Annotated in this window: 14 protein-coding genes; 6 read left to right on the top strand and 8 right to left on the bottom strand. The window is 49.5% G+C overall.

The window, feature by feature from the left end; all coding sequences use genetic code 11:
* Positions 1-65: 65 nt before the first annotated feature.
* Positions 66-542: a TerB family tellurite resistance protein gene (locus H6F88_RS05805; RefSeq protein ID WP_190641790.1), complete on the top strand. Its 477-nt coding sequence runs from the start codon at positions 66-68 to the stop codon at positions 540-542.
* A 221-nt stretch (positions 543-763) separates the two neighbouring features.
* Here the strand turns inward: H6F88_RS05805 and crtB are convergent, their stop codons facing one another.
* The 3 genes from crtB to H6F88_RS05790 form a co-directional block, all read right to left on the bottom strand.
* Positions 764-1,693 (bottom strand): 15-cis-phytoene synthase CrtB, encoded by a 930-nt coding sequence (crtB, locus tag H6F88_RS05800; RefSeq protein ID WP_190641870.1) that lies wholly within the window; start codon positions 1,691-1,693, stop codon positions 764-766.
* A 112-nt stretch (positions 1,694-1,805) separates the two neighbouring features.
* Positions 1,806-3,236: a 15-cis-phytoene desaturase gene (pds, locus tag H6F88_RS05795; RefSeq protein WP_190641789.1), complete on the bottom strand. Its 1,431-nt coding sequence runs from the start codon at positions 3,234-3,236 to the stop codon at positions 1,806-1,808.
* Positions 3,237-3,382: 146 nt separating this feature from the next.
* Positions 3,383-3,619, bottom strand: coding sequence for a hypothetical protein (locus H6F88_RS05790; protein ID WP_190641788.1), 237 nt, complete (start codon positions 3,617-3,619; stop codon positions 3,383-3,385).
* A gap of 358 nt (positions 3,620-3,977) precedes the next feature.
* On the opposite strand from H6F88_RS05790, the gene H6F88_RS05785 reads away from it, so the two are divergent.
* Positions 3,978-4,289: a hypothetical protein gene (locus H6F88_RS05785; RefSeq protein ID WP_190641787.1), complete on the top strand. Its 312-nt coding sequence runs from the start codon at positions 3,978-3,980 to the stop codon at positions 4,287-4,289.
* Here H6F88_RS05785 and H6F88_RS05780 read toward each other — a convergent pair.
* Positions 4,270-4,473, bottom strand: coding sequence for an RNA-binding S4 domain-containing protein (locus H6F88_RS05780; protein ID WP_190641786.1), 204 nt, complete (start codon positions 4,471-4,473; stop codon positions 4,270-4,272). The two genes, H6F88_RS05785 and H6F88_RS05780, sit on opposite strands and share 20 nt — an antisense overlap.
* A 73-nt stretch (positions 4,474-4,546) precedes the next feature.
* Here H6F88_RS05780 and H6F88_RS05775 point away from each other — a divergent pair, with 73 nt between their 5' ends.
* From H6F88_RS05775 to groL, 4 genes are all read left to right on the top strand, one after another.
* Positions 4,547-5,443 (top strand): alpha/beta hydrolase, encoded by an 897-nt coding sequence (locus H6F88_RS05775; RefSeq protein ID WP_190641785.1) that lies wholly within the window; start codon positions 4,547-4,549, stop codon positions 5,441-5,443.
* Between the two features lie 767 nt (positions 5,444-6,210).
* Positions 6,211-6,399, top strand: a complete 189-nt coding sequence (locus H6F88_RS05765) for a hypothetical protein (RefSeq protein ID WP_190641784.1) — start codon at positions 6,211-6,213, stop codon at positions 6,397-6,399.
* Positions 6,381-6,692 (top strand): co-chaperone GroES, encoded by a 312-nt coding sequence (gene groES, locus H6F88_RS05760; RefSeq protein WP_190641783.1) that lies wholly within the window; start codon positions 6,381-6,383, stop codon positions 6,690-6,692. The genes H6F88_RS05765 and groES overlap by 19 nt, the downstream gene beginning before the upstream one ends.
* 131 nt (positions 6,693-6,823) lie before the next feature.
* A complete protein-coding gene (gene groL, locus H6F88_RS05755; protein ID WP_190641782.1) occupies positions 6,824-8,458 on the top strand; it encodes a chaperonin GroEL in 1,635 nt (544 codons plus the stop codon).
* A 62-nt stretch (positions 8,459-8,520) separates the two neighbouring features.
* Here groL and H6F88_RS05750 read toward each other — a convergent pair whose 3' ends face one another.
* The 4 genes from H6F88_RS05750 to H6F88_RS05735 form a co-directional block, all read right to left on the bottom strand.
* On the bottom strand, positions 8,521-9,963 hold the full coding sequence (locus H6F88_RS05750) for an FAD-binding domain-containing protein (RefSeq protein WP_190641781.1): 1,443 nt from the start codon (positions 9,961-9,963) through the stop codon (positions 8,521-8,523).
* 180 nt (positions 9,964-10,143) lie between these two features.
* Positions 10,144-10,368: a hypothetical protein gene (locus H6F88_RS05745; RefSeq protein ID WP_190641780.1), complete on the bottom strand. Its 225-nt coding sequence runs from the start codon at positions 10,366-10,368 to the stop codon at positions 10,144-10,146.
* Between the two features lie 499 nt (positions 10,369-10,867).
* Positions 10,868-11,047 (bottom strand): hypothetical protein, encoded by a 180-nt coding sequence (locus tag H6F88_RS05740; RefSeq protein ID WP_190641779.1) that lies wholly within the window; start codon positions 11,045-11,047, stop codon positions 10,868-10,870.
* Positions 11,048-11,221: 174 nt separating this feature from the next.
* Positions 11,222-12,031: an inositol monophosphatase family protein gene (locus H6F88_RS05735; protein ID WP_190641778.1), complete on the bottom strand. Its 810-nt coding sequence runs from the start codon at positions 12,029-12,031 to the stop codon at positions 11,222-11,224.
* Between the last annotated feature and the right edge of the window lie 8 nt (positions 12,032-12,039).

Genomic DNA, 12,039 nt, shown 5'->3' with positions numbered 1-12,039 from the left:
TCGGGTAGGAGAGGCGTATTATCTAAGTACCTTTACTTCAAATTGTTTTAGGAGGCAATGATAGTATGCAAGCACCCCCACCTCCCTCCATCACCCCCCGCCAAATGAATTTGTTGCGGGTTGTCACTTCAATGGCCTGGTCAGATGGGCACCTGGCTTCTGAAGAAATTGACTTGATGCTCGATCGCTTTAGCGGTATGTTTGCTGCCGATGCACCTCAACAGCAGCACCTCCGCCAAGAACTTCAGGAATACATGATCCAAAATATTCCCTTAGAGGAACTGACTCCGAAGCTGCAAAGCGTGGAAGAACGGGAGCTTGTGCTGCGGCTGGGCTATGAAGTGATTCGCTCTAGCGCTCGCACACCAAACGAAGAAAAGATTAATGAAGAGGAAGCCGCTGCTTACAACAAACTAGTTCAACTGCTAGGCTTGCCTGCTGAAGCCGTTCAGCAGATTGAGGCGGAAGCTTCAACTCAAACTAGCAACGAGGGCGTTGTGGATTCTTTAACTCGCAAGCTAGAAGAATTTATGCAGGGATAAAACACCTCTATTGGAGGGTTTGAGGGGAAGGAGTGGGGCTTTAGAGTGAAGACTTGCATCGATCTCGACTCTCATTGCCCGAATCCTTCATCCCCGAATTTGGGTATTCCTGTTCTATGCTTTGAGCTACGTCTTCTCGACCAGGTCGCGGCGGTAAGTACCTCTATTGGAGCAGGAATACCTTAGTTTTCCCACATTTATGGGACGATCGCCACCGTAACCTAGAGCACTTCTGCTCTCAAGCGGGCGATCGGCAAACACAGGAACTTTCGCAAACCTGGCACATAGGCTCGCTTGCGAAACACGTCATATTGATTTTGCTCGATCACATCTAAAATCTGGCGGTACAGCATCAAGGCTGCCCAGACTGGGAAACGAGCATCAGGGCTAAGCAGGCTAATTCCCTGTTCGGCTTGAGCGTAGACTTTGCGGGCCCGCTGAATTTGAAAGCGCATCAATTCCCGCCAGCGATCGTCTACTACGCCATCGAACAAATCTTGCTCAGTGTAGTTAAACAGCGCCAAATCTTCTAGAGGAATATAGATGCGTCCACGCCTAGCATCTTCACCGACATCGCGCAGAATGTTTGTCAACTGGTTGGCAATGCCGAGGGCGATCGCCTCCTCCGTTGGGCTATCTCCCGTTAGGGGGCGATACCAGGGGGCACTAGCTTGTGACTCATCAATTCCCATGACCGCGGTAGACATCAAGCCTACGGTGCCTGCCACACGGTAGCAGTAGAGGTTTAACTCCTCAAACGTCTCATAGCGGCTGCGATACAAATCCATCCGCTGACCGGCGATCATATCCCGAAATGGCTGAATGCCAATAGGGAAGCGAGACAGCGTATCCACCAGCGCCACGTCAGCATCTTCCAGTGGATTCCCAGCAAAAATTGACTCCAGGTTCTGCTCCCAGCCATCCAGCGTTGCATCTGTGGTCAGGGCTGAGTTTGGCCCATCCACTAGCTCATCAGTGCGGCGACACCAGACATAAATTGCCCAGATTGCTCGACGCTTTGCCTCTGGCATCAGCAGCGTACCCAAATAGAAAGTTTTGGAATACTGGGCTGTAATTTGACGGCAGAGTTCGTATGCGTCCTCCAAAGGTGCCAGTTTGGTCATGCGTGGGGTTTCAGGCAATTGCAGCATTACATCGCAAGCTGGGAGATTGATTTCGAGGCTTTCAGTCATCAGAAATTATCCTACGGAAGCTTTACACGAGCTAATACTCGCTATCCGGGGAACTGCCAAGACTGGCAATTTAGGAGGCTGACACCTGCAAATCTTCAGCCTTGGGAACAGGCTGACTGCTGACCGCGGTTCGCTGACTGCTAATTGCCTGCGCTGTAAGCTTACCAGAAAGTACAGCCCCTTCCATGCTTGCCAGGTAACGTTGCATCGTATAATCGCCCGTCAGATAAAAATTGGCAATCGGGGTGGTCTGGCTAGGACGATGCTGTTGCCGTCCTGGAGTCGCCTTGTAGACCGAGCGGGGAGTCTTAACAACCTTGTATTTCAGCAGCTGAGCGGGGCTATCACTACCAAAGTGATGGGGAAATAGCTTTTCTAGCTCTACCATCGTGGCGGCGATAATGTCTTCGTCTGAGCGAGTAATCCAATCTTTGGCAGGAGCCAGGACGAGCTCGAGCATTGAGCGCTCAGGGTTGGCGTATTCGCGGCAAGTGTTACTCATATCGGCATAGACGCTCAGGAGGGGCGATCGCGAAAACAACAAATGATCTACATCTGTCAGCTTCCGGTCAAACCATAGGTGCAGATTAATTACCGGTACCCCTTCCAACCCGTCTAGCTGCTTGAAATAGTCCATCTGCTTCCAGGCAGCAGGCAACATCACCTTCAATGGATCGACAGGCATTGCAGACACGTATAGGTCAGCCGTGAGAATCTCATCGGCGGCACCATTCAACCCGCGAATCACAAAGCCGCGCACGGTGCTGTCGTCATTCAGCAAAATTTCTTTGAGAGGCGCGTTTAGCCGCACTTCGCCGCCTCGCTCAGTGACGTGGTCAACCATTGGCTGACAGAGCCGCTCTGGAGGTGCGCCATCGAGAAACGCCATCTTTGAGCCATGCGTTTCCTGCAAAAATCGGTTGAGGGCAGTTAAAACTACCGTCGCAGAAATTTCATCAGGGTCGATAAAATTCAGCGCCTTCGACATGGCAATGAAGACTTCTTTCTCAACCCGAGGTGGCACATTCTGCTTCTTCAGCCACTCAGAGAAGGAATACTGATCCATCTCCTCAACATATTTCTGCCCGTTGAGGATGGCAGGAATTAGTCCCAACCCAAAGCGAATTTTTTCCCCCCAGGTCAGCATGTCATTGTTTCGCAAAATCGCGATGATGCCGTTTGCTGGAGCGGGAATGCTGGGAAAGTCAAAGCGGGAGTAGGTACCCGGAACTTCAGGTTGGTTGAAGATCATGGTGTGCTCTTTCCACTGCAACCGATCTTCAATGTTCAGTTCCTTGAACAACTGAAGCATGTTAGGGTACGCCCCAAAGAAGATGTGCAGCCCGGTTTCATACCAGTCACCATCTTCATCTTTCCAGGCAGCGACTTTACCGCCTAATACGTCCCGGCTCTCCAGCACGATAGGCGTGTGTCCGGCATCGGTGAGATATTTTGCACAAGAAAGTCCTGCTAAGCCTGCTCCGGCGATCGCAACTCGCATGTAATGCTCTTACCCTTGGGTGTGCTTATGTACAATAGCTCTCATTATATGTTGCAAACCGTTACATTTTCGATCTTTAGAGCAATTCAACTCCCTCAGATCGCGTAAATTTGTACGGGTAGCACCTAGCCTGCGGCAGATTATTTCTAATTGCCTTCTAATTTTTCCTTGGAATCAGCCCAGTAGGCGCTATAAGTGATGACTTCTCGGCTGCCCTTCGTCTCTGTTGACCAGCGGTAGACGGCTGATTTGGGATCTACGCCAATTTCAATCAGCTTTGCACCCATGTAATATTCCATCTGCTTTCGGGTCATCTCTTTGCTACCCTCAGACTGATTCTTTTCTACGGTGCGAGACAGGTGCGCCTGAGTGTGCTTTGCCATAACCTTGTAATTTCACTGCAATACCATTTTTAAGAATAATGGAGTTGTTGTCTGCTGCGATTTTTTGTCTGCTCCTGAGGTAGCCGGATGCTGGAGCATTCTAGGCTGTAGTTTTGGGAGATTACACGCCTCAAAAGATTAAGGTAGCTCGAAGCACAGAGCAAAACCCAACTCAACCTAAAGAAACTGTGAACAATAGAGCCAGGTCTATGGCAACGTTGGTTATTTTGTTAAGTTTTGGGGAATGTTCGGGTATTACTTAAACCAGAGGTGTATTTAGGTCAAGCTCAACCGTCCAAGAAGCGTTGGAATGGAGATATTCCACTGAAACTTCTTTTGAACTTAGGATTCAACTGCTGTGAAACTTGTTTTAGTTGCCCTATTTACAGCTTTCTATTTGTTAATGGCAATCCGTTTCTTTAAGGTCTGGTGGGTTTTCTTTAAGCGAGACACGGACTTGTCTTTAAACTGGACGTACATTTCCATCGCGGTATTGACTTTAGCAAGTGCATCCTGGCCAGTCGTCGTCCCTTTTGCGTACCTGGAGCTTTTGGCAAAAGTACAGCGGAATGCAGCAGAATTTCAGGTAGAAGCTTCCGAAACAGAAACTTCTGAATTAGAAGAAGAGAAGGCAGAACCTAAAAATTTTGTTAGTCCAGTTGAACTGTAAAGGTTTCCCCTAAGGTGGAGATGCGATCGCCTTCTACCAATTTGCGTCCTCGCCGCGTTTCAACCGCTCCATTAACGCGCACTTCACCGCCTTGAATCAACAGCTTTGCTTCGCCTCCTGTTTGTGCAACACCAACGAGTTTCAAAAATTGATCCAGTTTGATTACAGTTGATTCTGTCGTCATATCGCTACTAAGAATTTCATCAAATTACACTTACAAAAGCTTCGCAACCCAAAATTCAAAACGGTAAAACTTCATGGTTGCCAATTTTTTACCGACTGAAGTTGGTTTACTGACTGATCCTGCATCTGTTGCTCTAGCGCAGCAAATTGAACGTCGGACCATTGGTGTGATCCAACATCCGCCAAAAACAACACTGTCCTGGCAGATTGCAACGGCTTGTGTTTGTCGAGGAACCGGAACGCCAATCGTTTTGCTGCATGGATTTGACAGTTCTCTGCTGGAATTTCGCCGAATTTTGCCCCTTTTAGCCGAACACCATCAAGTTTGGGCGATCGACCTACTAGGATTTGGCTTCACCGAACGAGTCAAAGGTGTGCCAATCAATCCGTCTTCAATCAAACGTCACTTGTATAGCTTTTGGCAAACTGCGATCGCCCAGCCCATCATTTTAATCGGTGCATCAATGGGAGGTGCAGTGGCAATTGATTTTACGCTCACCCATCCCCAATGTGTTAGCAAACTCGTGCTAATCGACAGCATTGGATTTTCGGGCAGTTTCCCGCTAGGTCGGTTGCTGGTTGCGCCGCTAGATTGGTTCGCTGTGGAATGGCTACGCTATCGCAAGCTTGCTGCTCTAAATGCAGTTTCAGCCTTGCCTAATGCAGATCCAGTGCTGATCGACACGATTCGCTGTTCGCTGCTACATCAGCAAATGCCAGGTTGGAATGAGGCGATCGCTAGTTTCACTCAAAGCGGCGGTTACAGCGATCTCACACCTAAAATTGCTCAAATTCATCACCCGACGCTAATTCTTTGGGGAGAGTCAGATGATGTGCTGGGTACGGGGGATGGGGAGAGGTTTAGAAGGGCGATCGCCCACAGCAATCTAGTTTGGATTCAAAACAGCGGTCACGTTCCCCACCTGGAGCAGCCAAAGGCTACAGTCAGGGAAATCTTAGCTTTTTTGTAGAGTTTAGAGGCGCAACATTCAGTCATGACTCTGGGTCGTTTCGGGGACATCTGCTGAATGCTACGCCCTTAAAGGAGCAGTAGCTCTCTACACTTCCTCCTTGCGTCTTAACGTAGAGCCTGCACCCAAAACACTTATTGCCAGCGAACCTAGCAGCGAAGCGGGCTCCGGTACGGAGGCGGCTGGTTCAACCTCGTTAGCTTGAGCAACGTTGAGAAAGTGTAACTCCCAAGCATTTGTTCTAGAGTCGTCTGTACTGTCAATCCCACAAAAAGAACCTTGGCTGCAACCAAATGCTGTTGTTCATGGAAGTGACTTTCATAGATTGAAGGATAAGAAGTGGATATTTTCAGTAGAAATACTGGCTATGCGATCGCCTACGTAAATTTCGGTATAAGGGTATTTACTGAAAAATGATTGTCTGTTTGCAATCGCTGTTCCGTATTTCCACACTTAGGGTGTCAAAGGCAGCTTGAGCTAAGTCCAGTAAATTTGTTGATGTTGATTGAAAAAACACATTTATCCAGGTAGAAAATTTAGCTTTCAATGTTTACAAGTAACTCAAGATGAGCTACCGAAGGGTTTCCAGCAGAAGTAGCGAAAATTATGAAGTTAAAGATGTCTTTAAAGCTACGTAGGCAAATCTTTACTTCGCCCCTTCTAAAACACGCGATCTATGCTCAGTTCGGGAACCCGTACCGAAGAAATCGTTAAATTGAGTTGCGATCGCCTCTGTCGTTCGGTACATTAGCACTCAGGAGTTGAGAGTGCTAACTCTGGTTGCAGTTGGCTGTCAGCCATCACTCAGTCTTCAGGCAAAATCTGTTCAAAGCCTTGTTTATAGGGCTGTTGAGCTGTCCTGGACAGTTGAGTCGGAGCGCTGGCCGCTGAACCTTAATCCCCTTCATGAAGTTATTTATTGTCTGGAGAGCTTTGTATGGCAGCAGTATCCCTGAGCGTTTCTACCGTTAAACCACTAGGTGAGCGCGTTTTCGTCAAAGTAAGTGCGTCTGAGGAGAAAACCGCTGGCGGTATCCTTCTGCCTGATACCGCGAAGGAAAAGCCCCAGGTTGGAGAAATCGTTGCAGTTGGCCCCGGCAAGCGGAACGACGACGGTTCTCGTCAGGAACTAGAAGTCAAAGTTGGAGACAAAGTTCTCTATTCCAAGTATGCCGGAACTGACATCAAGCTAGGCACCGAAGAATTCGTACTGCTAGCTGAGAAAGACATCTTGGCGATTGTTGATTAATGAGTTCTTGAATGATGAGCTATGAGTTTTGAACCATTTCAGATTTATTTCGACTGAGAGTAGCTCAAAACTCAAAACTCAAAACTTTCCAAATCCACCTCCACAACTAAGAGTTCAAAGCTGAAGAAACTATGGCTAAGCGCATCATTTACAACGAAAACGCTCGTCGTGCCCTAGAAAAAGGAATCGATATTCTGGCTGAAGCAGTTGCTGTTACCCTCGGTCCAAAGGGACGCAACGTTGTCCTAGAGAAGAAGTTTGGCGCTCCTCAAATCGTCAATGATGGTGTCACCATCGCCAAGGAAATCGAGCTAGAAGACCACGTTGAGAACACGGGCGTTTCCCTGATTCGTCAGGCAGCTTCCAAGACCAATGACGCAGCTGGAGACGGTACCACTACTGCAACCGTGTTGGCTCATGCAATCGTTAAAGAAGGTCTGCGGAACGTGGCGGCTGGCGCTAACGCAATTTCTTTGAAGCGCGGTATCGATAAAGCGACTGCTTTCTTGGTTGAGAAGATTGCAGAACATGCTCGTCCGGTTGAAGATTCCAAGGCGATCGCTCAAGTTGGTTCTATCTCTGCTGGTAACGACGATGAAGTGGGTCAGATGATCGCTGACGCAATGGACAAAGTCGGAAAAGAGGGCGTAATTTCCCTGGAAGAAGGCAAGTCCATGACCACCGAACTGGAGGTCACAGAAGGGATGCGCTTTGATAAGGGCTACATCTCTCCCTACTTCGCAACTGACACCGAGCGGATGGAAGCAGTTCTGGATGAGCCTTTCATCCTGATCACTGACAAGAAAATTACCCTGGTACAAGACTTGGTGCCTGTGCTAGAGCAGGTTGCTCGTTCGGGTCGTCCTCTGCTGATTCTGGCTGAGGACATTGAAAAGGAAGCGCTGGCTACCCTGGTTGTAAACCGTCTGCGTGGTGTGCTGAATGTGGCTGCGGTGAAAGCTCCTGGATTTGGCGATCGCCGTAAAGCGATGCTAGAAGACATCGCCGTTCTCACCGGCGGTCAACTGATCACCGAAGATGCGGGTCTGAAGCTTGATAACACCAAGCTAGAGATGCTGGGTAAAGCCCGTCGCATCACCATCACCAAAGACACTACTACCATTGTGGCGGAAGGCAACGAAGCACCAGTCAAAGCTCGCGTTGAGCAAATCCGTCGTCAAATGGAAGAAACCGAGTCTTCCTATGACAAAGAAAAGCTGCAAGAGCGTTTGGCTAAGCTGTCTGGTGGTGTAGCAGTCGTCAAAGTCGGTGCTGCAACCGAAACCGAAATGAAGGATCGCAAGCTGCGCCTGGAAGACGCAATCAACGCGACCAAAGCTGCGGTTGAGGAAGGCATCGTTCCTGGCGGTGGCACCACGCTGGCTCACCTCTCTCCTGAACTCGAAACCTGGGCCAACAGCAGCCTCAAAGATGAAGAGCTAATCGGCGCAAACATTGTGGCGCGTGCGCTGGCTGCTCCGCTGAAGCGGATCGCTGAAAATGCAGGTCAGAACGGTGCGGTGATTGCTGAGCGCGTTAAAGAGAAAGACTTCAACGTTGGCTACAACGCTGCTACCAATGAGTTCGTTGACCTGTTTGAAGCTGGCATCGTTGACCCCGCGAAAGTGACCCGTTCTGCGCTGCAAAACGCGGCTTCGATCGCAGGCATGGTTCTAACCACCGAGTGCATTGTAGTTGACAAGCCCGAGCCCAAGGATGCTGCTCCCGCAGGTGGCGGCGGCATGGGTGGAGACTTCGACTACTAAGTTTCACTAAGTTAGCTTAAAAAGGAGGAAGGGCTAAGCCCTTCCTCCTTTTTTTGGATCTTTTAGGATGATTGCTGCTTTTGCTGTTGATAGATTTGCTTGAACAGGCTCTGCTGTTTCTTGTGATCCACAATTGGGTGCGGGTAGTTGCAGCGATCGCGCTCCTCGGCTGGAATTTCACCCGTCACCAAAAACTCAGTGTCAACGCTTCTTAATTCCGGTAGCCATTCGCGAATGTACTCGGCTTCTGGGTCAAACTTCTTAGCTTGACTGGCGGGGTTAAAAATCCGCAGTGGTTTGGGGTCCATGCCGCTGGAGGCACTCCACTGCCAGCCGCCGTTGTTGGCAGACAGGTCGGCATCGTAAAGCCTTTGCATGAAGTATTTCTCGCCACGACGCAAATCAACCAGCAAATCTTTGGTCAGAAAACTGGCGACAATCATGCGGCAACGATTATGCATCCAGCCCAACTGATTCATCTGGCGCATCGCTGCATCGACAATCGGATAGCCTGTCATGCCTTCACACCAAGCTTGAAAGTGTGCCTCGTTATCACCCCAAGGAAAGGTTTTGAACGGTTCCCGAAAGGCTCCTTCTGCCAATGACGGAAAGGCATACATGGCGTGCTGATAGAATTCTCGCCACGCCAATTCTTGCTGCCAGGTTTGAATGTTACTGGCGGTTTCGTCACTGCGACTGCGCTTTAAGGCGGCATCGGCTGCAGCCCAAACGGTACGCACACCAATCGTGCCAAATTTCAATGCAGCACTGAGGTGAGATGTACCGGAGACAGCAGGAAAGTTGCGCTGTTCTTTGTAGTCATCGATCGCCTGTTCTCGTTCGCAAAAGTCTTCTAGCCGCTCTTGGGCTGCCTGCTCTCCAGGGGCGAGCAAAAGCTCATTCTCCCACTCAAATCCCAGATCTTTAGCAGTGGGTAAGTTAATGCTGCCAGCTTGCTGAGCAGCTTTTTGTTCGCTGGGTGAAAGTCCTTCGGCTGCTTGCAGCGTTTCCACAGGGTCCATTTTTGCTTTGGCTCTCCAGTTGCGCCAAAAGGGGGTGTAGACCGTATAAGGTTGCCCCGCGCCCGTGACAATCTCCTTGGGAGAATGCAAAAGCTGATCCCAAAAGGTTTGGAGCGGAATGCTGACTTGCTTGAGTGCCTCACTGACGGTGCGATCGCGTTCTCGTCCATAGGGCTCCACGCCCCGATTGCAAAAAACTGCTTTGGCACTCAGCGCTTTCGCTAAGGCAGGAATTGCCCGCACAGGCTGATCGCGCAAAACAATCAGTTGGCTGCCTGCTTGGGTGTAGCGATCGCCCAGCTCCCGTAGGCTACCCATCATGTAAGTTACTCTGGCTGGGGCAACATCGTCTCGCTCCAAAATCAGTGGATCTAGGCAAAACACACCTACCACTTTTTGACTTTGCTGACGCGCCGCAGCTAAACCGACATTGTCAGAAATCCGCAGATCTCGACGGTGCCAGAACAAAATTAGGTCAGACATTAAGCACGCAAATAATTAACTCTCTTTGCCAGAATATAGCAATTGAAAACACGGATCTTGTTGCCACCTTATTGGCGCAGCACCTCAGCGCTAGTTGCTTCAATTAAACAGAAGGGAGGGCTAAACCCTCCCTTCTTCTGTCCTAATGCTTCTGTCCTAATGAACTCACACCTATGCTTTTTACCGAGTACCAGAACCCTGGCTAGTGGTTGGACCACCATTGTCGGGTGGCTGGTAAGTTTCTGAGCTGAAAACTGGTTCGGGCAGCAGATCTGTTGCAAAAGTTTGACTAGCCAACACGGTGGTAGCCCGAAGAGAGGTGTCTGCTACAGCGTTGGGCAGAATTACAGCCTGCGCTCCAGCGACTAAAGCGATCGCCCCTACTAATTTGAGCAAAGTTTTCATACACCCCATAACAGAACAGCCTATTGCACTGTAAGTTTAACCGGCTACAAGAAAACAAAAATCAACAGCAGATCCACTGAATCACATCAACTAAAAGGAATCCGTGGAACTACACTGTTTCTAAAATTTTCCTTAAGCCTTTATTTCTCGTGAAACTACCGCGTACTAAAGTTCATAGGTCTAGAAGTGAAGGGGAAGAGCAATCTCTTCAAAGTACGTATTCAACTGCAAATCTACCTAAACCTAGCGTCGAGTCTAGCCGCTCAGCTTCTTGTTTCCTGAGTAATATCTTTTTTCAACAGTGATCTCAATGAGAGAGATCACAATTCCAGAAAATCCTTAAAGATCTAGAGAACTTTGACCAAAATTATTAAGCTTGAGTCAAGCGGTCTTGTGTCAACGCTACCGTAGCCCAGTCAAAAACTTATTCAGTCAACCTAAAGGATGATTTTAGAGGACGCCTCCCTCAATCAGGTGAGGAATGCGTTTTGAGGTAGAACTAGTAAACGTCCAAATATTCCTGCTTTTCCCACTCCGTAATGGGATCATGGAACCGCGCTAATTCAAATTGCTTTGTTGTGAAAAGGTAACAAAACTTTTCACCCAGCAGCGATCGCATTTCTGCCTCGTTTCCTAAGCTGTCTAGCGCTGCTTCCAAGGCTTGAAGAAATTTGGGCAAATTGGAATTATCTTCGCTGGGTTCATCTACGGAAGACTGTAGTTCTCCTGCTGCTTGATTCCCAGTACACTAGCAGCCAGAGTAGCGACGGCAGTCAAATAAGTCCTAATAAATTTTGCGCCTGGAAATTCCGTTTCCAGGCGCAAAATTTGTTTGGGGTTCAAGGTTGGAGGGTTATGGATGCCCTAAAAACTGCACGAGGGGTTTGAAGATGGGAACCAGGTCGGCGCGACTGACGACCAGAGTGGGGTAGGAGCGATCGCTATAGTCTTCGCCTGGTTTGAGCGGAAAGATTTGTTGGTCGTCCAAGGCTACCCAGGTTGCCCCTGCAGCTTGGGCGATCGCCCAGACTGCGGAAATGTCCCAAATCTTTGGGGTGGCTTCGACTCCGCCTAGTGCGGCTCCGGCTGAGATGGTGAGCAGGTTGTAGGTGGCAACTCCTAACATCCGGGCTTTGCAGGGCAGGGGTTGTTTGAATACGTCGGTGCTGCGGGCACAAAGGTTAAACAGGTAGGTGGGAGAAGGATCTTCGGAACTCGCCTGAATCGGTTTGTGGTTTAGGAATGCGCCGGTTGGGCCAGTTAATCCAGACGAGCCGTACCAGAAGCCGTGGAAAGAGGATGCAAGTGGGGGCAGGTGGACATAGCCAAATACGGGAGTCCCCTGGTAAAGCAGTCCCAGGGAAATGCCCCACAGTGGAATGCCACGTGCGTAGTTGGTGGTGCCGTCGATGGGGTCGATGATCCAACACCAGTCGTTATTCGGGAAGATGTGTTCGACTTCTTCACTGAGAACGCCATGCTCGGGAAAGCGGGTGGCGATCGCTTCCCTCAGTTCGGCATCTGCCCACTGGTCAGCCCGAGTCACCAAGCTGCCATCTGCTTTTTCTGTCGCCTGAGACTGCCCAAAGCTGCTCAGAAGCTGTTGACCCACTCTGTCCGTCAGGTCTTCTGCAAAACCAAGAACGTCTGCCCAAAAATCCATCCTTCATC

It is taken from the genome of Oculatella sp. FACHB-28 (assembly GCF_014696015.1).
Taxonomy (GTDB): domain Bacteria; phylum Cyanobacteriota; class Cyanobacteriia; order Elainellales; family Elainellaceae; genus JAAUTN01.
This window is presented reverse-complemented; position numbering and strand designations above follow the sequence as displayed.